The sequence below is a fragment of the Amycolatopsis alba DSM 44262 genome, assembly GCF_000384215.1.
GTDB lineage: Bacteria > Actinomycetota > Actinomycetes > Mycobacteriales > Pseudonocardiaceae > Amycolatopsis > Amycolatopsis alba.
Window position 1 is genome coordinate 6,433,636 of record NZ_KB913032.1, and the last position, 22,637, is coordinate 6,456,272.

At 71.1% G+C, this 22,637-nt stretch carries 2 protein-coding genes; both read left to right on the forward strand.

Going from position 1 to position 22,637, the window contains the following annotated elements; all coding sequences use genetic code 11:
- The first annotated feature begins 8 nt into the window (after window positions 1–8).
- Window positions 9–22,247, forward strand: coding sequence for a non-ribosomal peptide synthetase (locus tag AMYAL_RS0130210; protein ID WP_084702182.1), 22,239 nt, complete (start codon window positions 9–11; stop codon window positions 22,245–22,247).
- Entirely contained in the window at window positions 22,244–22,453 is a 210-nt protein-coding gene (locus tag AMYAL_RS0130215) for an MbtH family protein (protein ID WP_020635020.1), read from the forward strand. Before AMYAL_RS0130210 ends, AMYAL_RS0130215 begins: the two co-directional genes overlap by 4 nt.
- Window positions 22,454–22,637: the final 184 nt, after the last annotated feature.

Consider the following 22,637-nt stretch of genomic DNA (forward strand, 5'->3'; position numbering starts at 1 on the left):
CTCTTCGAATGGTGGAGGCACTCCCGATGGACCGCGGCTTTCCCCTGACCCCGGCACAGCAGGGGATCTGGCTCGCGCAGCAGCTCGACCCGGCCGATCCGGTCTACACGATCGGCTGGGTCGCGGAGCTCCGCGGCGACATCGATGTCACCCGGCTGGGTGACGCCGTTCGGAGGGCGGTCGCGGAGGCCGAATGCCTGCACGTGACGGTCGGGCTGGAGGGGGACACGCCGGTCCAGCGTCCGGTCACCCCCGGAGAGGTCGCCGTCCTCGACTTCACCGGCGAGCCGGACCCGGACCACGCGGCGGACGAGTGGGCCAAGGCGGAGCTGGCAGTGGTGGCCGACCTCGGCCGGGGTCCGCTCACCGGGCACGCGCTGCTGATCCTCGCCGAGGACCGGGTCCGCTGGGTCCAGCGCTACCACCACCTGGTGATGGACGCGCACGGGCAGGCCGTCCTGACCCGCCGCGCGGCCGCCCTCTATTCGGGCACCGCCGGCGAAATCTCCTGGCCGCTTTCCGGGCTGACCGAGGCCGTCGACCACGGAGAAGGCGACCGCGAGTACTGGGCCGGCGAACTCGCGGGCAGGCCGAACCCGGTGCGGCTGCTCGGCCGCGCGTCGTCCGGGCCGATCCGGCTGCGGCGGCATTCGTGGGAGCTGCCCGCGGCGAAGACCGGACGCCTGCGGAAGTTCGCGTTCGACACGGGAACGAGGCTGTCCCGCGTCGCGATCGCCGCCGTGGCGGCGTACGCACACCGGGTGACCGGCGCCGAAGACCTCGTCCTCGGCCTGCCGGTCACCGCGCGCACCACCCGTGCGCTGCGTGAACAGCCGGGCATGGTCTCCAACGTCCTGCCGCTGCGGCTGACCGTGCGCCCCGAGACGACGCCGGCGCGACTCGTGGCTCAGGTCGCGGAGAAGGTGTCCGTGCTGCTGGAGCACAGCCGGTACCGCGGTGAGGAGCTCGCGCGTGACCTCGGCGCGAGCGGCGGGGTGCACGAACTCGTCGGGCTGAGCGTGAACTTCATGGCCGTGGACGGCGAACTCGCGTTCGGCGACGCGAGCGCCACGGTGCACAACCTCGAACTCGGGCCGATCAGCGACGTCGCCATCGCCGTGTACGACGCCGGTGAGGGCCGTGGGCTCCGGTTCGACTTCGACGCGGACGCGGCCGTCTCCTCCGACGGTGAACTCGCCGAACATCGCCGCCGGTTCGCCGCGGTGCTGGACGCCCTGGTGGCGGGGCCGGACCTGCCGCTGGCGGCGATCGACCTGCTCACGGCCGGGGAACGGGCCCGGATGCTGGAGCTCGGGACAGCGGTGGCGGATTCGCCGGAGGTGTCCTGGCCCGAGGCGTTCGACCGGATCGTGGCGCGGAAACCGGACGCCGAGGCCGTCGTCTGCGAGGACGTCCGGCTGACCTACGCCGAGCTCGACGCCACCGCCAACCGCCTCGCCCGCCTGCTGCGGCGACGCGGCGTCGGTGACGAGGATGTCGTCGCGGTGGCGATGCCGCGTTCGGCCGATCTCGTGGTCGCGCTCCTCGCCGTCATGAAGGCCGGGGCCGCGTACCTCCCGCTCGATCTCGACCACCCCGAGGATCGCCTCGCGTACATGCTGTCGCACGCGGGCGCGGAAGTCGTGGTGTCCACAAAGGATGAAGCCGCGCAGCTGCCGTCCGGTGCGGACGTCGAACGGGTCCTCCTCGACGATCCGGCCGTCGCCGCGGAACTCGCGGAACTCAAAGCGTCCACTGTGGACGTCAGCGGGATCTCGCTGGACCGGGCCGCGTATGTCATCTACACCTCGGGGTCGACAGGGAAGCCGAAGGGTGTGGTCCTGTCGCATGACGGGATCGGCAGCCTGATCAGCACGGCGACCGAACGGATCGGCATCGGCGAGGACAGCCGGGTGATCCAGTTCGCCTCGACCGGATTCGACGTGACGGTCTGGGATCTGGTCATGTCCCTGTGCGTCGGCGGGACGGTGATCGTGGTGCCGTCGCACCGCCGCGTCGCGGGCGCCGAGCTGACCGGGTACATCGCAGGCAACGCGGCGACGCACATGATCCTGCCGCCGTCGCTGGTCGCGGCGTTGCCGGAGGACTGTGAACTGCCGAAGGGCGCGGTGCTGATCGTCGGTACCGAGACCGTCCCGCCGGAACTCATCGCGCGCTGGGCCGAGGAGCTGAAGGTCGTCGCCGCGTACGGGCTGACCGAGGCGACGGTGAACTCGACGCTGTGGGCGGCCGAACCCGGCTGGACCGGGCCCATCCCGATCGGCGGACCGGATCCGAACACCCGGTGCTACGTCCTCGACACCGCGCTGCGGCCGGTCCCGGTCGGCGTCGAAGGGGAGTTGTACGTCGGCGGCCGCGGTCTCGCGCGGGGCTACGCCGGACGTCCGGGGCTGACGGCGGAACGGTTCGTCGCCGACCCCTTCACCGGCGGTGGCGAGCGGATGTACCGCACGGGCGACCGGGTCCGCTGGCGCGCCGACGGGAACCTCGACTTCCTCGGCCGCGCCGATCACCAGGTCAAGATCCGCGGGTTCCGGATCGAACCGGGGGAGATCGAAACAGCGCTCGCCGCGTATCCAGGGGTCGAGCGGATCGCCGTCGTACCGCGCGAGGTCAAGCCGGGTGACCGGCGACTGGTGGCGTACGTCGTTCCGGAAGCGGGCGCGTCTCCGGCGCTGCTCAAGGAGTTGCGCACCCACGCGGAAACGGCGTTGCCGCACTACATGGTGCCGTCGGCGTTCGTCGCGCTCGACCGGCTGCCGATCATGCCGAACGGCAAACTGGACCGCACCTCGCTGCCCCTGCCGGATCTCGGCGCCTCCGCCACCGGCCGCGCGCCGCGCACCGAGCGAGAACGGATCCTGTGTGACGTCGTCGCGCAGGTCCTCGGACTGCCTTCGGCGGGAGCCGATGACGACTTCTTCGCTCTCGGTGGCGACAGCATCCTGTCCATCCGGCTGGTGCTCGGCGCGGCGGACCATGGCCTCGCCATCACGCCGCGCCAGGTGTTCCAGCACCGGACTCCCGAGGCGCTCGCCGCCTGCGCGGAGACCGTATCCGCCGAGTCCACTGTGGACGACCGGCCGCTGCTGGACCTGACCGACGTCGAACGCGCGTCGCTCGCCGAGTTCGCCGACGTGCTGCCCGTGACGCCGTTGCAGGAAGGGTTCTTCTTCCACGCGGAGTTCGAAGGCGGACAGGCCGCCGACGTCTACACGGTCCAGGAAGTGCTGGACCTCGAAGGAGACGTCGACGCCGACGCCTTGCGGCGGTCGGCACAGGCGCTGCTGGACCGGTACTCGTCGCTGCGGTCCGGATTCCGGCAGCTCGACGGCGGCCAGGTCGTCCAGACGGTGACCCGGCACGCCGAACTGCCCTGGCGCGAAGTGACCGCCGAAGACGCCGCGGCAGCGTTCGAGGCCGATCGTGCGCGCCGGTTCGACTTCGCCCGGCCGCCGCTGCTGCGAGCGACCTTCGCCCGGCTCGGCGAGGATCGCGCCAAGCTGGCGCTCACGTTCCACCACGTCATCGCCGACGGCTGGTCGGTCGTCGTGCTGCTCCGTGAACTGCTGGCGGGCTGCGCCGGCGTGGACGCTCCGCTCCCGGAACCGGCGACGCGCGCGGACCACCTGCGGCGGCTCGCGTCGCGCGATCGCGAGGCTTCGCGGGACGCCTGGCGGACCGCGCTGTCCGGAGTGGACGAACCCACCCGGCTGATCGAGGGCCGTCCCGCGGCCGGGAGACAGCCGTCGCGAGTGCAGCTGAGCCTGGGTGAGCGCGCCACCGCGGAGTTGTCCGCCATGACCCGCGCACAGGGGCTCACCCTCGGCACCGTCCTGCACGGTGCCTGGGGTCTCCTGCTCGGCGGGCTGACCGGCCGGGACGACGTGCTTTTCGGCAGCACGGTCTCCGGCCGCGACACCGGCGCCGACGGCCTCGACTCGGCTGTCGGCCTGTACATCAACACGGTGCCGGTGCGGCTGAGCTGGTCCCCGTCGGAAACCGTCGCCGCCGTGCTGCGGCGGCTCCAGAACGAGCAGGCGGCACTGCTGGACCACCAGCATCTCGGCCTCGGCGAACTGCAGCGCATCGCCGGTGCCGGGCAGGACGAACTGTTCGACACCCTGGTGGTCGTCGAGAACTTCCCGCGTGACGCGGATCCGTCCGGGGCCGTGCGCCTCACCGGCGTCGAGGTCACCGACGCGGTGCACTTCCCGGTCGCGGTGATCGCGACACCGGGCGAGGACCTGGGCTTCACCCTCAAATTCGACGCCGCCCGCATCGACGCGCTCGCGGCCGGGCAGCTCGCCGAACGTTTCGCCCGGCTGCTGGAGACACTCACCGCGAACCCCGGACTGCCGGTCGCCGCCGTCGACCTGCTCTCGCCCGCCGAACGCGGCCGCCTGGCCGAACTCAACGCGACCGCGCATCCGGTGCCCGAGCGCACGCTGGCCGGTGCCTTCGCCGAACAGGCCGCCAGGACCCCGTCCGCCACAGCGGTGTTGTTCAAGGACACCGAACTGTCCTATGAGGACCTCGACGCCCGCGCGGAGCGGCTGGCCCGCAGGCTGCGCTCGCTGGGCGCCGGTCCGGACGAGATCGTGGCCGTCGCCGTGCCGAGGTCGGCCGAGCTGATGGTCGCTCTCCTCGGCGTCCTCAAGGCCGGGGCCGCGTACCTGCCGATCGACCTCGATTACCCGGCCGACCGGCTCGAATTCATGCTGGCCGATTCCGGGGCCCGGTTCGTGCTCTCCGAACCCGCGACGGCCGCCCGGATCCCGGTCGTGGCCGGGCTGACGCAGGTCTCCGTGACCGGCGAGCCGGACGTCGAGGACGTCGAGGGCGCGCCCGCCGGGCCGGACGACACCGCCTACCTGATCTACACCTCCGGGTCGACCGGACGGCCGAAGGGCGTGGCCGTCACCCATCGCGCGATCGTCAACCGGCTCGCGTGGATGCAGCACGAGTACCGGCTCACGGCCTCGGACCGCGTGCTACAGAAGACACCGTCGAGTTTCGACGTGTCGGTGTGGGAATTCTTCTGGGCGCTGTGCGAAGGCGCCACGGTGGTGCTCGCCGAACCGGACGGCCACCGCGATCCGGCATATCTCGCTCGGGTGATCCGGGACCGGGAGATCACCACCCTGCACTTCGTCCCGTCGATGCTCGCGGCGTTCCTCGGGAGCGAGCCCGCCGCCGGTGATCTCCGGTCGTTGCGCCGGGTCTTCTCCAGCGGTGAGGCCCTGACCGGCGAGACCGCCGCCCGCTGGCGTTCGCTCACCGCTGTCCCGCTCCACAACCTCTACGGCCCCACCGAGGCCGCCGTGGACGTGACCTTCTTCGACGCCGCCAGGGCCGAGGGCACGGGAGTCCCGATCGGACGCCCGGTGTGGAACACGCGGGCGCACGTCCTCGACACCTGCCTCCGCCCGGTGCCCGACGGCGTGGCCGGTGAGCTGTATCTCGCCGGTGTCCAGCTGGCCCGTGGCTATCACGGACGGCCCGGCCTGACCGCCGAGCGGTTCGTCGCCGACCCGTTCGGCGAACCGGGACAGCGACTGTACCGCACCGGAGACCTCGTGCGGCGCCGCGCCGACGGCGAGATCGAGTACCTCGGCCGCACCGACCGCCAGGTGAAGATCCGCGGCAACCGGATCGAACTCGGTGAGATCGAAGCCGTCCTCGCCGCGCAGCCGGACGTCACGGCGGCCACGGTCGTGGCGAAGGACGGCGCGCTGGTCGGCTATGTGGCAGGCAAGGCGGATCCGGAGCTGCTGCGGGCCGCGCTGGGCGAGACCCTGCCCTCGCCGATGGTCCCGCAGGCGTTCGTCGTCCTCGACGAATTCCCCCTGACCCCCAGCGGAAAGCTCGACGTCCGGGCTCTGCCCGCACCGGAGGACAGCCGGCCCGCGACAGCGTCCGAGAACGAGCGGGAACGCGCACTGGCTGGGATCTTCGCGGACGTCCTGGGAGTGGGCACCGTCGGCGCCCACGGTGACTTCTTCCTGCTGGGCGGCGACAGCATCTCCTCGATCGCCGTGTCGAGCCGAGCCCGGCGGGCCGGATTCGAACTGAGCCCCAAGGACGTCTTCGAACTCCGGACCCCGGCCGCGCTCGCCGCCTCCGTCACGCCTGCCGGGCCGGCGGCCGACGCGGACGGCATCGGCGCGGTCCCGCTTCTGCCGGAGATGCTGCGTCTGCGGGAAATGGGTGCCGCGGTGCAGCCCGAGTCCGTGCTGCTGACCGTGCCGTCCGGCGCCGACATGGAGACGCTCGCCGCCGCCCTGCAAGCCGTGCTCGACCACCACGACGGCCTGCGGCTCGAACTGTCGCGGGTCGCTTCGGTGCTGTGGTCGCTCGAAGTCCGTCCACAAGGGACAGTGCAGGCCGCGGACCTGCTTCGGCACGCGACGGCTTCCATCGAGGCCGAGCACAGGGCCGCCGTCGACAGGTTGACGGACAACCTGCTGCAAGCCGTCTGGTTCGACGAACCGGGCAGGCTGCTCCTCATCGCGCATCCGGTCCTGCTGGACGCGCGGAGCCTCACGGCACTGGCTGCCGACCTCGCGATCGCCTGGGAAGCCGTGACCGGCGGTCATCCGCCGGTGTTCACCCCGGTCCGGACCTCGCTGCGGACCATCGCCAGCCGGATCGCCGGAAGCGCGCAGGATCCCGCGCTGCTCGGCGAAATCGGGCACTGGGCCGAGACCTTGGCGCCCGGCGCCGTCGAGCTTCCCGCCGGCGGTGACGTCGTCGAGCACCGGATCTCGCTGTCCGTCGAGGACACCCGGAAGCTCGTCGCCCTCCACGGCGAGGTGACCGAGGTCCTCCTGACGGCGCTGAAAGCCGCTGTCGACGGCGATCTGCTCGTCGATCTCCATGGCAGGGTTGACCCTTCGGACACCATCGGCGCGCTGACGTCGGTGCGCCCGGTGCGGATCACCGCGACCGGCGAACCGCTCGCGATGCTCAAGGCGGTCAAGGAGACCGTCCGGAGGACGCCCGACGGTTACGGGCCGCTGCGCTACCTCAACGCCCAGACCGGTCCGCTGCTCGCCGGGCTCGCGAAACCGCGGATCGCGCTGCGGTACGACGGCCGGGTTCCGGCGGGACCGGGGGAGTGGCAGGTCGCCGGGCACACGGCCACGCCACCGCCAGGGGACCATCTCGTGCGCATCGGGGTCGCCTGTGAGGAGACCAGGGACGGCCCGAGGCTGACCGCGACCTTCGCGGGCCCGGCCGGAGTGCTCGCCGAACGCTGGGCCGCCGCCTTGCGCGAACTCGCCGCCACGGACACGGGCGCGACGCCGGGGCTCACACCCTCCGACCTCGAACTGGTCTCGCTGACGCAGGAGGAGATCACCCGCGTCGAGCGGTTCAGCCCCGCGCCGGTCGCCGACGTCTGGTCGCTGTCCCCGCTCCAGGAAGGCCTGTTCTTCCACTCCAGCTACAACTCCGACCGCGTCGACATCTACACGATCCAGGAGGCGATCGACTTCGATCATCGCCTGGACGCCGGGCGGCTCCGGGCGGCGGTGTCCGCGCTGCTCCGCCGGATCCCGAGCCTCGGCGCCGGTTTCACCAGCGAGGGGCTGCGGGGGCCGGTCCAGTTCGTGGCGGCCGAGGTCGCACCGCCGGTGTCCGAAGCAGATCTTTCCGGGCTGCCCGAGGCCGAGCGGCGGGCCAGGCTCGACGAACTGATGGCCGAGGACCGCGCGACGCGGTTCGACCTCGGCGCGCCGCCGCTGTTCCGGCTGAAGCTGGTGCGGCTCGGGGGCGGGCGCGATCGTGTCGTGCTGAACCGGCACCTGCTGCTGTGGGACGGCTGGTCCGCCTGGCTGTTCATCGAGCAACTGTTCGCGCTGTACGACCTCGGCGGGGACGACCGGACACTGCCCGCCGCCGGGTCCTATATGGACTTCCTGCGCTGGCTGGACCGGCAGGACATCGAGGCGGCGACGAACGCCTGGCGCGAGGCGCTGTCCGGTCTCGCGGAGCCGACCGTCATCGGACCGGAGGGCCGGGACCTGATCCCGGCCACCCCGGTCAACCTGGACACCGTGCTGCCCGGCGACCTCAGCCAGGGGCTGCGTGAACAGGCCCGGCGCCACGGCCTGACCGTCAACTCCGTGCTCAACGCCGCCTGGGGCCTCGTCCTTTCGACCATGACCGGGCGCCACGACGTCGTGTTCGGCGCCGCGGTCGCGGGCAGGCCCGCCGCCGTGCCCGAGATCGAGAACACCATCGGCCTGTTCCTCAACACCGTGCCCACGCGCGTGCGGCTCGACGCGGGCGAGTCCGTGCTGGATCTGGTGCGGCGGCTGCAGTCCGAGCGGATGGACCTGACCCCGTACGAGTTCATGAGCCTCGGTGTCCTGCAGCGGGAAGCCGGTCATCGCGTCCTGTTCGACACCCTTTTCGTGCTGCGCAACGCGGACGGCGACGAACGGCGCGACGGCCTCCGTCACCGGCACGGCATCACCGATCTGCTCAACATCGACGCGACGCACTACCCGCTGACGCTCGTGGTGACGCCAGGCGAGGAAATCCGGATCACGCTGTCGTATCGGGACGACGTGATCAACGCGGAAGAAGCCGCGTCGGTGCTGGCGCGGTTCACCTCGCTGGTGTCGCAGATCGTCGACGACCCGGCGAAACCCGTCGCCGCGCTCGCGACAGTGTCCACCGAGGACCGTGCCGCGCTGGAGGCGAGCTGGGCCGAGGCCGAACATCCGGTCATCGAGGACACGATCGCGGACCTGCTGGCCGTGCAGGCCGGGCGGACGCCCGGCGCGACGGCCTTGGTTTTCGGTGACGAACAGCTGACCTACGCCGAACTCGACGCGCGGATCAACCGGATGGCGCGGCTGCTGCTGGCGAAGGGGGCAGCGCCGGAACAGGTGATCGCGCTCGGGCTGCCCCGGTCGATCGACATGGTCGTCGCGCTGTTCGCCGTGCTGCGGACCGGCGCCGCGTATCTGCCGCTGGAACTCGACTACCCGGCCGACCGGCTGGCGGTGATGCTGGAGGACGCCGCACCGCTGTGCCTTGTGTCCACAAAGGACGTCTCGGTGACGCTGCCCGACGCCACGCCTCGGGTACTCGTCGACGATCACGAGGACACGGCGTTCGGCGGCGGCCCGATCTCCGACGCCGAACGCCCCCTGTTCGCGCGCGGCCGAGCGGACCGCCTGGAACACCCGGCGTACGTCATCTACACGTCGGGCTCGACAGGAAAGCCCAAGGGAGTCGTCACGCCGTACCGCGGCCTGACGAACATGCAGCTCAACCACCAGGGCGCGATCTTCGCCCCGGCCATCGCGGCGGCGGGCGGGCGGCGGCTGCGGATCGCGCACACCGTGTCGTTCGCCTTCGACATGTCCTGGGAAGAGCTGCTGTGGCTCGTCGAGGGCCACGAGGTCCACGTCTGCGACGAGGAACTGCGGCGCGACGCGCGGGCGCTCGTGGCGTACTGCGACGAGCACGAGGTCGACGTCGTCAACGTGACGCCGACGTACGCGCACCTGCTGATCGAGGAAGGGCTGCTGGACGGGCACCGGCCCGCGCTCGTCCTGCTCGGCGGCGAGGCGGTCTCGGAGTCGGTGTGGAACCGGCTGCGGGACACCGACGGGACCTACGGCTACAACCTGTACGGCCCCACCGAGTACACGATCAACACCCTCGGCGGCGGCACGACCGACAGCGACACCCCGACCGTCGGGAAGCCGATCTGGAACACCCGCGCCTACATCGTGGACGCCTGGCTCCGGCCGGTCCGGGACGGCGTCGCCGGTGAGCTGTACATCGCGGGTGAGGGGCTGGCCCGTGGCTACCTCGGCCGTCCCGGCCTGACCGCCGAGCGGTTCGTCGCCGACCCGTTCGTCCCCGGAGGCGGGAGGATGTACCGCACCGGCGACCTGGTGCGCCGCCGAGCGGACGGGAACCTCGACTTCCTCGGCCGCACCGACGACCAGGTCAAGATCCGCGGCTACCGCGTCGAACTCGGCGAGATCGAGACCGCGCTCAGCCGGTATCCGGAGGTCGCGCAGGCCGCCGTCATCGCCCGGCCGGATCCGTCGGCGCCCGGCCTGCAGCGGCTCATCGGGTACGTCGTCCCGGCCGAACTGAGCGGGGACGCGCGGGCCGAGGCGGAAGCCGACCAGGTCGGCGAATGGCAGCAGATCTACTCCGACGAGTACACCGAGATCCCGACGGCGCTGTTCACCGAGGACTTCGCGGGCTGGGACTCCAGTTACGACGGCGACCCGATCCCGCTGGAGCACATGCGGGAATGGCGGCGGGCGACCGTCGAGCGGATCGCCGAACTGAAACCGGAACGAGTGCTGGAGATCGGTGTCGGCACCGGTCTGCTGATGGGGCAGATCGCGCCGTTGTCCCAGGAGTACTGGGGCACCGACCTCGCCGCGCCGGTGATCGCGAAGCTGAACCGCGAGCTGGAGCGGGATCCGGCGCTGGCGGCCAAGGTGAACCTGCGGGCGCAACCGGCGCACGTGTTCGACGGCCTGCCCGCCGGGCGGTTCGACACGATCGTGATCAACTCGGTCATCCAGTACTTCCCGAGCGTCGACTACCTGACCGACGTCATCACCAAGGCGATCGGCCTGCTCGCGCCAGGCGGCGCGCTGTTCGTCGGCGACGTCCGGAACCTGCGGCTCGCCCGCGCCTTCCACACCGCGATCCAGCTGACCCGCGCCGACGCGACCTCCGACGTCGCCCTGGTGCGGCGCGCGATCGAACGCGGCGCCGCACTGGAGAAGGAACTGCTGATCGACCCGGACTACTTCACCGCGCTCGCGCGGCGGCTTCCGGACGTCGCCGCGCAGGTCAGGCTCAAACGGGCCCGGCTGCACAACGAGCTGAGCCGGTACCGCTACGACGCCGTCCTGGTCAAGGAACCCGCCGAGACCCTGTCCGTCGCGCAGGCACCACGCTTGTCCTGGGACGAGATCGGTTCTCTTGCCGCGTTGGAAGAGCACCTGACCGGAGCCCGAACGCTGCGCGTGAGCCGGATCCCGGACGCCCGGCAGACCCCGGAGGTCGAGGCGACCCGCGCGCTGGACGCCGGTGCGCCGCTCATCGACGTCCTGGACCTGTTCCGTGCCCCTGGCGGGATCGAGCCCGACGACGTGCACGAACTCGGGGAGCGGCTCGGCTTCCGGGTGTACGGCACGTGGTCGGCCGACGGCGCGTTCGAGGCGGTGTTCGTCCACAAGGGACAGTCAGGCGCGCTGGTCACCGGTGTGTACCAGCCGGTCTCGGTGGGCACGAACCTGGCCAGGTACGCCACCAGCCCGACAGCGGCCCGCGGCGGCGGCGAACTGGTGCAGCGCCTGCGGGACCGGCTCAAGACGGAACTGCCGGACTACATGGTCCCGGCCGCGTTCGTCACGCTGGGCGCGCTGCCGCTGACCGACAACGGCAAGCTCAACACGCGAGCACTCCCGGACGCCGACCAGACCGTGCGGCTCGCCGAAAGCCGCCCGGCCGAGACCGCGGCGGAGGAGACGCTGTGCGGGCTGTTCGCCGAAGTCCTCGGCGTGGACGGGGTCGGAGTCGAGGACAACTTCTTCGACCTCGGCGGTCATTCGCTGCTCGCCACGCGGCTCATCAGCCGGGCCCGGACCGAACTCGGCGCCGAACTGGCCATCCGTGACCTGTTCGAGGCACCGACGGTCGCCGAACTGGCCGCTCGCGCAGGTGACGGCGAACCCGCGCGGCCGGCGGTGGTCCGCGCGGAACGCCCCGAACGGATCCCGCTGTCGTCCGCGCAGCGCAGCCTCTGGCTCGTCGACCGGATGGAAGCGAACGCGGTCGCCTACAACTTCCCGCTGACCTTCCGGCTGCGGGGAAACCTGGACTTCGAAGCCCTGCGTGCCGCGCTCGGTGACGTCCTCGGCAGGCACGAGGTGCTGCGGACCGTGTTCGCCGAACACGACGGCGAGCCCTGCCAGCGCGTTCTCGACGCGCCGGAGATCCCGTTCGCCGTCGAGGAGTGCGACGAAGCCGGACTGGATGCCCGGATCGCCGCGCTTTCCAGGGCACCGTTCGACCTGGCACGGGAGATCCCGGTCCGGCTGCGTGTGCTGCGGCTCGGCGACGGCGACCAGGTGATCTCGCTGGTCCTGCACCACAGCGCGACCGACGAATGGTCCGACCGCCCGTTCCTGGGCGACCTGACCTCGGCGTATCAAGCGCGGCTCGGTGGCCAGAGTCCTGTGTGGACGGACATTCCGGTCCAGTACGCCGACTTCGCGTTGTGGCAGAGGGACTTTCTCGAACAGCACGGCGCTGGGCAAGTCGCCTTCTGGGCGGATTCCCTGCGCGGCGCGCCGGACGAGCTGTCCTTGCCGCTGGACCGTCCGCGTCCGCTCCGCCCGACGGGCAAGGGCGGAAAGGTGAAGGCTCCGCTCTCCGGAGCGCTGTCGGCCACCGTGCGCGACCTGGCCGCGAAAGCCGGTGCGAGCCCGTTCATGGTGCTCCAGGCGGCGGTGGCCGCGCTGCTGCACCGGACCGGCGCCGGGGACGACATCCCGCTGGGTGCCCCGATCGCCGGGCGCACCGACGCGGCACTCGACGATCTGGTCGGGTTCTTCGTGAACACCCTGGTCCTGCGGACCGATCTCTCCGGCGAACCGACGTTCGCGGCACTGCTCGACAGGGTGCGCGAGGCCGATCTCGCCGCGTTCTCGCACGGCGACCTGCCGTTCGAGCGTGTCGTCGAGGAGCTGAACCCGCCACGGGTGCCGGGCCGCAACCCGCTGTTCCAGGTGATGGTGGGCTACCACCGGCAGAGCGGTGCCCACGACGTGCTCGGCCTGCCCGCCGAGTGGTTCGAGATGGACACCGGCATGGCGAAGTTCGACCTGCACTTCACGATGGTCGACGACGGGAACACCGCCACGCTGATGCTGGAGTACGCCGAGGACCTCGCCGACGGGGCGACGGCCCGGCTGCTGCTCGTCCGGCTCGCGTCCCTGCTGGAGCAGGTCACCATCGACCCGGACCGGCCGGTCGCCCTGCTCGACGTCCTCGTCGGCGACGAACTCGCGCGGGTGACCGGGTGGAACCGGACGGCCCGTGATGTCCCGGCGGTGACACTGCCGGAGCTGTTCGAGGGGCAGGTGGCGCGGACGCCGGATGCTCCTGCCGTGGTATTCGAGTCCGCTGAGCTTTCCTACGCCGAGTTCAACGCGCGGGCCAATCAGCTCGCCCGGTGGCTGGCGGACCAGGGGGTGGGTGCGGAGTCGGTGGTCGCGGTGTCGCTGCCCCGGTCGATCGACCTGGTCGTCGCCTTGCACGCGGTGCACAAGGCCGGTGGGGCCTACCTACCGGTCGACAGCGACTATCCGGCCGAGCGCATTGCTTTCATGCTCGAAGACGCCGCTCCCGCGGTCGTACTCGACGAGTTGCCCGTTCTGGACGGCTACTCCGGTGAAAACCTGGGCCTGGTGGTGGATCCGTCCTCTCCGGCGTACGTGATCTACACCTCGGGTTCCACTGGACGTCCCAAGGGCGTTGTGGTGCCTCATGAAGGGATCGTGAACCGTCTCCTGTGGATGCAGGACGAATTCGGCATCACGGCCGAGGACCGGGTGTTGCAGAAGACGCCGTCGAGTTTCGACGTGTCGGTATGGGAGTTCTTCTGGCCGCTCATCGCCGGCGCCACGCTGGTGGTCGCCAGGCCCGAGGGGCACAAGGACCCGGCGTACCTCGCCGAGCTGATCCGCACCGCCGGGATCACCACTGTCCACTTTGTCCCGTCGATGCTCGCGTTGTTCCTGGAGGCCCGCCCGGACTGCACCGGGCTGCGGCGCGTTATCTGCAGCGGTGAGGCGCTCCCGGCGGAACTCGCCGCCCGCGTGGACGTCCCGCTGTACAACCTCTACGGCCCGACCGAAGCGTCGGTCGACGTGACGGCCTGGCGGGCCGGGATCGCGACGACGCCGTCGGTGCCGATCGGGCGGCCGGTGTGGAACACCCGGACGTATGTGCTGGACGCCCGGCTGAACCCGGTCCCGCCGGGTGTCCCCGGTGAGCTCTACCTCGCCGGTGTCCAGCTCGCGCGCGGGTATCTTGCCCGGCCGGGGCTGACCGCCGGGCGGTTCGTCGCCGACCCGTTCGGCGGGCCTGGCGAGCGCATGTACCGGACCGGGGATCTCGCGCGCTGGTCGGAGGACGGCGTGCTGGAGTTCCTGGGCCGCATCGACGACCAGGTCAAGATCCGCGGCTTCCGGGTCGAACTCGGCGAGGTCGAGGCCGCCCTGGCCGAGTCCGTGACCCGTGCCGTGGTCGTCGCCCGCGAAGACCGGCTGGTCGCCTACGTCGTCGGTTCCGCCGACGGACTGCGGGAGAAGGTGGCCGCGAGGCTGCCCGAGCACATGGTGCCGTCGGCGTTCGTCGTGCTCGACGAGATCCCGCTGACCCCGAACGGCAAACTCGATCGCAAGGCGTTGCCCGCACCGGAATTCGCGACCGCCGAAGGCCGCGGGCCGCGGAACTCGCGGGAAGAGGCCCTGTGCGCGCTGTTCGCCGACGTGCTCGGCGTCGAGCGGGTCGGGATCGACGACGGCTTCTTCACGCTCGGCGGGCATTCGCTGCTGGTGATGCGCCTGGTCAGCCGGATCTCGGCGAGCCTGGACGCCACGGTTTCGGTCCGCGACGTCTTCGACGCCCCCACCGTCGCGGCGCTGGCGGACCGGCTCGCGGAACCGTCGGCCCACCCGGTCCTGACCGCCGGGCACCGGCCGGACACGCTGCCGCTTTCGCCCGCGCAGCAACGGTTGTGGTTCCTGTACCGGCTCGAAGGGGTCACGCCCACCTACAACATCCCGCTCGCCTGGCGCCTGCACGGCGAACTGGACGCGGACTCGCTGCGCGCGGCGATCGGCGACGTCGTCGAACGGCACGAAACGCTCCGGACCGTGTTCGTCGAGGAAGGCGACGTCGTCGCGCAGCGGATCCTCACCGGCGCGCGCCCGGACGTCGTGTTCACCGACGCCGTGGATCTGCCTGCGCAACTGTCCGCGGAAGCCGGTCGTGGGTTCGCCCTCGACGAGGAGCTCCCGATCCGGGCCACGGTCTTCGCCGTGTCGCCACGGGAACATGTCCTGCTGCTGGTGCTGCACCACGTGGCCACGGACGAGGGGTCCGAGAAGCCGCTGATGGCAGACCTCGCCACCGCGTACGAAGCCCGATCGGACGGGCGCAGTCCACAGTGGACTGACTTGCCGGTCCAGTACGCGGACTACGCCTTGTGGCAACGGGAACTGCTCGGCTCGACGGCGTCCGGGCACCTGAAGTTCTGGCAGGAAGCCCTCGCGGGACTGCCGGACGAATTGGCGCTGCCGTCGGACCGGTCGCGGCCCGCCGAATCTAGTCATCACGGCGGTCTCGTCACGTTCCCGATCGACGCCGGGCTGACCGGCCGTCTGCGCGCGATCGCGCGGCGGCACGACATCAGCATGTTCATGCTGGCGCAGGCCGCGGTCGCGGTCCTGCTGCACCGGCTCGGCGCCGGGGACGACATCCCGCTCGGCGCGCCGAGTTCCGGCCGCACCGACGAACGGCTGGAGCCGCTGGTCGGCTTCTTCGTGAACTCGCTCGTCCTGCGCACCGACCTGACCGGCGATCCGGCGTTCACCGATCTGCTCTCGCGGGTGCGGGCGACGGATCTGGCCGCCTTCGAGCACCAGGAGTTGCCGTTCGAGCGCCTGGTCGACGCGGTCAACCCGGAACGTTCGCTGGCCAGGCACCCGTTGTTCCAGGTGATGGTGGTCTACCTGCCCGAATCCGGTGACAGGCTGAGGCTGCCCGGCCTTCGCGCGGAGCAGGAGGACTTCGCGCAGGGCGTCGCCAAGTTCGACCTCGAATTCGGGTTCCTGGAGCACACCGACGGGATCTCGGGCGCGATCGAGTACAGCGCCGACCTGTTCGACCACACCACGGCCGAAGGGTTCGCGCGGCGGCTGGTCGCCGTGCTGGAGCAGGTGGCCGCCGATCCCGCGATCCCGGTCGGCGCGTTCGACGTCCTCGACGAGGACGAACACAGGCTGCTCGGGCACTGGAACGACACGGCGCACGACGTCCCGGCGGTGACGCTGCCCGAACTGTTCGAGGCGCAGGTGGCGCGGACGCCGGATGCTCCCGCTGTGGTGTTCGAGGCCACTGAGCTGTCGTATGCCGAGTTCAACGCGAGGGCGAACCGCCTCGCGCGGTGGCTGGTCGAGCAGGGGGCGGGTGCGGAATCGCTGGTGGCGGTGTCGCTGCCGCGGTCGATCGATCTGGTCGTCGCGTTGTACGCGGTGCACAAGGCGGGAGCGGCGTATCTGCCGCTCGACACGGACTATCCGGCCGAGCGCATCGCTTTCATGCTCGAAGACGCCGCTCCCGCGGTCGTTCTCGACGAGCTGCCCGTTCTGGACGGATATTCGGGCGAGAACCTGGGCCGGGTGGTGGATCCGGGGTCTCCGGCGTACGTGATCTACACGTCGGGTTCGACCGGGCGTCCCAAGGGCGTCGTGGTGCCCCACGCGGGCATCGTGAACCGGTTGTCGTGGATGCAGGGCGAATACGGCCTCACAGCCGAGGATCGTGTGCTCCAGAAGACGCCGTCTAGTTTCGACGTGTCGGTGTGGGAGTTCTTCTGGCCGCTCATCACCGGCGCGACCCTCGTGGTCGCCAAACCGGACGGCCACCGCGACCCGCGGTACCTCGAAGCGCTGATCCGCGACCAGCGGATCACGACCCTGCACTTCGTCCCGTCGATGCTGGAAGCCTTCCTCGCCGAAGAGCCGCGATGGCACGACGTGCGCCGGGTCCTGTGCAGCGGCGAGGCACTGCCGCCGGAACTCGCCGCCCGCGTCGACGTCCCGCTGCACAACCTCTACGGACCGACCGAGGCTTCCGTCGACGTGACCTCCTGGACGATCGTCGACGACACCGTCCCCATCGGACGTCCGGTGTGGAACACCCGTGTCCACGTGCTGGACGCCAGGCTCCGCCCGGTCCCGCCGGGGGTGCCGGGCGAGCTGTACCTCGCGGGAGCGCAACTCGCGCGCGGCTACCTCGGCCGGACCGGGCTGACCGCCGAACGGTTCGTCGCCAGCCCGTTCGCGACGGGGGAGCGGCTGTACCGCACGGGCGATCTCGCCCGGTGGCGTGCCGACGGCGCGCTCGACTACCTCGGCCGCGCCGACGACCAGGTCAAGCTGCGGGGATTCCGGATCGAGCCGGGCGAGATCGAGTCCGTGCTTTCCGCACGGGTGGTCTTGCGGGAAGGCAGGCTCGTCGCTTACCTGACCGGGGAAGCCGACGTCGAAGAAACCCGGCGGCTGGCCGAGGCGGTGCTACCCGAGTACATGGTGCCGTCGGCGTTCGTGGTGGTGGACGCGTTCCCGCTGACACCCAGCGGGAAGCTCGACCGCAAGGCACTGCCCGCCCCGGACTTCGCCGTCGAGGTCTCCGGTGACGCCCCGCGAACGCCACGGGAGGAACTGCTGGCGTCGCTGGTCGCCGGTGTCCTCGGGCTGGAGAAGGTCGGCGTCCATGACGACTTCTTCCGCCTCGGCGGCGACAGCATCGTCGCGATGCAGCTGGTCGGCCGCGTGCGGAGCGCCGGGCTGCTGCTCAGCCCGCGTGACGTCTTCCGGCACCGGACCGTCGCCGCGCTGGCCGAGGTCAGCTCGGTGCGGCTCGACGCGCCCACGGCAGAGAAAGCACTGCTGGAGCTCGACGCCACCGAACGTGCCGAGATCCTGGACGTCGCGCCGGACACGGCCGAAGTGTGGCCGCTGACGCCGTTGCAGGCCGGGCTGCTGTTCCACGCGACGATGGACGGCGACGCGCCCGACGTCTACACCGTCCAGGTTTCCTTCGACCTCGACGGGCCGCTGGAGCCGGCTCGGTTGCGTGACGCCGCTCAGGCGCTCGTCGACCGGCACGCAGTCCTGCGCACGGGGTACCGCTACCTCGCTTCCGGCCGTCCGGTCGCGCTGGTGGCGCGTTCGGTCACGGTTCCCTGGCGCTTCGTGGACGCGGCGGACGCCTTCGAAGCGGAGCTTGCCCACGATCGGCGCCGGTTCGACCCGGCGGCCGCACCGGTGCTGCGGTTCCTGCTGCTGGCCCTGCCCGACGGGCGGCACCGGCTGGTGTTCACGCACCAGCACGTCCTGCTCGACGGCTGGTCGGTGCCGCGACTGTTCGCCGAACTGTCCCAGCTGTACGCGGGCGCCGACCTGGCACCGGCCAGGCAGTACCGCGACCATCTCGGCTGGCTCGGGGACCAGGATCGCGACGCGGCGGAAGCCGCCTGGCGGCAGGCACTCGACGGGCTGACCGAGCCGACCCACCTCGTCCCGCACGACCCGCAGCGGGTCCCGGCCCCGCCGGAACGCGTGTCACTGGAGCTGCCGGAGCAGGCGACCAGCGCGCTGGCCGAACTCGCCCGTTCGCGGGGACTGACGCTGAACACCCTCGTCCAGACCGCGTGGAGCATCGTGCTCGGCAGGCTGACCGGCCGGTCGGACGTCGTGTTCGGGGCTACGGTCGCCGGGCGCCCGCCCGAGCTGGCCGGGGTCGAGGCGATGATCGGCCTGTTCATCAACACGATCCCGGTGCGGAGCACGCTCGACCCCGCCGAAAAGCTGGGCACCCTCCTCGACCGGGTCCAGGACGAGCAGTCCGCCCTGCTCGCGCACCAGCATTTCGGGCTCGCCGACATCCAGCGCGGGGCCGGGCTGGGGGAGCTGTTCGACACGCTGATGGTGTTCGAGAGCTATCCGGGCGCGGAGGAGGACGAGACCGGAGCCGGGTTGCGCGGGGAGATCGTGCGCCACGAGGACTCCACGCACTATCCGCTCACCTGGGCGGTGGAACCCGGTGCCCGGCTGAAGCTCACCGCCGAGTACCGCTCCGACCTGTTCGACGCGGGCCTGCCGGAACGGCTTCCGGTGGCGATGGCACAGGTGCTCGCCGCGATGGTGTTCGATGTGGACACCCCGGTCGGCAGGGTCGACATCCTGGCCGCAGGCGATCTCGACCGGATCGTGCGCGAGTGGAACGAAACGGCGCTCGCCGTCGCGCCGTCCACCGTGGCCGGCCTGTTCGAGGAGCAGGTCCGGCGTTCGCCCGGCGCGACGGCGGTGGTGTCCGGCGAGGTCGGTTACACCTTCGCCGAGCTGAACGAGCGGGCCAACCGGCTCGCCAGGGCGCTGGTCGCCCACGGTGTGGGGCCGGAGGACTTTGTCGCCTTGGCGCTGCCGCGTTCGGCGGACGTCCTGCTGGCGATCCTTGCGGTCCACAAGGCGGGGGCGGCGTACCTGCCGCTCGACCCGGATCACCCGGCGGAGCGGCTGGCCGCGATGCTGGCCGACGCGCGGCCCAAGGTGATCCTGACCGAACCCGAGCTGCTCGAGTCCTTGCCGCGGAACGAAATCGAAACGCTGGCGTTGTGCGCGCTGGTCACCGAGGACCGGCAGGCACACGATCTGACCGACCGGGACCGCGTCCGCCCGCTCGATCCGGAACATCCGGCGTACGTGATCTACACGTCGGGTTCGACGGGGACGCCCAAGGGAGTCGTCGTCCCGCATCGCGGTGTGGTGAACCTGTTCCACAGCCACCGCGCCACGCTGCACCGGCCCGCGGTCGAGGCCACCGGCAAGCCGCACCTGCGGGTGGGGCACGCGTGGTCGTTCTCCTTCGACGCTTCCTGGCAGCCGCAGCTGTGGCTGCTCGACGGGCACGCCGTGCACGTCGTCGACGAGGAGACCCGGCGCGATCCCGAACTGCTGGCCGCGATGATCGTCCGGGAGGGCATCGACTTCATCGAGGTCACGCCGTCGTTCTTCGCGCAGATGGCGGAGGCAGGCCTGCTCGACGGCGACCGGTGCCCGCTGGCTGTGATCGGCGTCGGCGGCGAGGCGGTGCCCGAGAGCCTGTGGCGCCGTCTGGCCACTTTGGACGGAACCGAGGCCTTCAACCTGTACGGGCCGACGGAATCCACAGTGGACGCTCTGGTCGCGCGGATCGGTGACAGCGAAAGGCCGCTGGTCGGCCGCCCGGTCGCGAACACGCGCGCCTACGTGCTGGACGCCGCGCTGCGCCCGGTGCCGCCCGGCGTCACCGGTGAGCTGTACCTCGCCGGGTCCGGTCTCGCCCGTGGCTACCTCGGGCGGTCCACGCTGACGTCGGAGCGGTTCGTGGCTGATCCGTTCGGTCCGGCGGGCGCCCGGATGTACCGCACCGGCGATCTCGCCCGCTGGACCGCGGACGGACGGCTGGACTTCGGCGGCCGCGCCGACGACCAGGCGAAGATCCGCGGTTTCCGGGTCGAACCGGGAGAGATCGAAGCCGTGCTCGAGCGGCACGACGAGGTCGCGCAGGCCATCGTCCTGGTGCGGGAGGACCGGCCGCGCGTCAAACAGCTGGTGGCCTACGTGGTGTCCACTGTGGACGCAGTGGAGTTGCGCCGGTTCGCGGCCGAGAGGCTGCCGGACTACATGGTCCCGGCGGCGTTCGTCACGCTCGCCGCGCTTCCGGTGCTGTCCAACGGGAAGCTGGACCGGAAGGCGCTGCCCGCCCCGGACTACGCGGAACTCGCCGGTGGCCGGGCACCCGAGACCGCGAGGGAGAAGACGTTGTGCGCGCTCTTCGCGGAGGTGCTCGACGTGCCGGAACTCGGCGCCGACGACGACTTCTTCGCCCTCGGCGGGGACAGTATCGTCGCGATGCGGCTGGTCAGCCGTGCGCGCGCGGCAGGACTGAAGATCACCCCGCACGAGGTCTTCGCACGCCGGACGGTCGCGGCCCTGGCCGAGGTCGCCGAGAGCCTGGAGGACGACGGCACGGTCGCGCTCACGCCGATCATGCACGCGCTGCGCGAGCTCGGCGGGCCGATCGCGGGCTACCACCAGGCGGCGCTGCTGCAGACGCCGTCCGGGATGACCGGCGCGCAGCTGAAATCCGTGCTCGGCGCCGTCGTCGCACAGCACGACCTGCTGCGTGCCCGGCTCGACCGGTCGGTGCCGGGCTGGGCGCTGCGGGTGTCCGGCTCCGCCGACGTCCTCATCGAACGCGTCGAGGTCGAGGACGATCTGGCCGCGCTGATCGCAAGGCAGGCGGAGCAGACCAGGTCCCGCCTGGACCCGGACGCCGGCGTGATGCTGAGCGCGACATGGTTCGACGCGGGACCGGCCGGGCCAGGGCGGTTGCTGCTGATGATCCATCACCTGGCGGTCGACGGGGTCTCGTGGCGGATCCTGCTGCCGGACCTCGCTTCCGCGTGGGAATCGGTCGTTGCCGGTGAGCCGCCGGAGCTGCCCCCGGTCCCCACTTCGTTCCGGCGGTGGTCGCGGAATCTGTCCACACAGGAGCGTGGTGGTGAACTGGACCGGTGGAAGTCGGTGCTGGGCGGCGGCGAGCCGATCCCGCTGGACCGGCCGCTCGACCCGGCCCGTGACGTGCTGGGAACCGTGAGGAAGGTGTCACTGACGCTGCCCGCCGAGCGGACGGCCCCGCTGCTGTCCAGGGTGCCGTCGGCGTTCGGGGCGACGGTCAACGACGTCCTGCTCACCGGTTTCGCGCTCGCCGTCGCCCGGTGGCGCCGCGACGGGGGACAGGCGGTGCTGGTCGACGTCGAAGGGCACGGCCGCGAGGAGGACCTCGCCGGTGGCGCGGACCTTTCGCGGACGGTCGGCTGGTTCACCAGCGTCGTCCCGGTGTGCCTCGACCTGGGCGACCTCGACCTGGGCGACGCGTTCGCGGGCGGTGCCGCCGCCGGTGTCGCGCTCGAGCGGGTCCAGGCGCACCTCGACGGGCTGCCGGACGGGGGGATCGGGCACGGCGTGCTCCGGTACCTCGACCCGCGGACCGGTCCTGAACTCGCGAAGTTCGCGAAGCCGCAGATCGAGTTCAACTACCTGGGCCGGATCGGTGTCCCCGAAGCGACCGACTGGTCGTACGCGGCGGAGGCCGAAGCGGCCGAGATCGGTGCGGACGATCGCATGCCGGTCTCGCACGCGCTGACGATCAACGCCCTGACCGAGGACCGTCCCGGTGGCCCCGAACTGGGAGCTCACTGGTCCTGGCCGGAGGCCGTGCTGACCGAAGAGTCGGTGCGGGACTTGGCGGAGGGCTGGTTCCTCGCGCTGGACGCGCTCACCAGGCGCGCTGAATCATCGGATACACAGAAGGAGAGCAAGAAATGACGAACCCGTTCGAGAATCCTGACGGCACATACCTGGTCCTGGTCAACGACGAGGGGCAGCACAGCCTGTGGCCCGAGTTCGTCGAGGTCCCGGCGGGCTGGACCACGAGGTTCGGTCCGGCCTCGCGTCCGGAGTGCCTCGAATACGTCGAGACCAACTGGACTGACCTGCGGCCGGCGTCGCTCATCAAGGCCATGGAGTCCTGAGCCGTCTTGGTCTCGTGAGTGGCAAGGATGGTTCTCACCGTCCTCGCCACTCACGAGACCCGGTACTTTCGCGTGACCGAGTGGACGACACGTGTGATCAGATGGACGACACCCGTGGCCAGATGGACGTCACTTGGCTACGGCCGAGTTCCGCCGCGTGTCGTCCGTCCAGTCACGTGTGTCG

Bases quoted from the DNA above. Each gene is read 5' to 3' on its own strand.
- AMYAL_RS0130215 (WP_020635020.1), top strand. From the start codon at position 22,244: ATGACGAACCCGTTCGAGAATCCTGACGGCACATACCTGGTCCTGGTC.
- AMYAL_RS0130210 (WP_084702182.1), top strand. From the start codon at position 9: ATGGTGGAGGCACTCCCGATGGACCGCGGCTTTCCCCTGACCCCGGCA.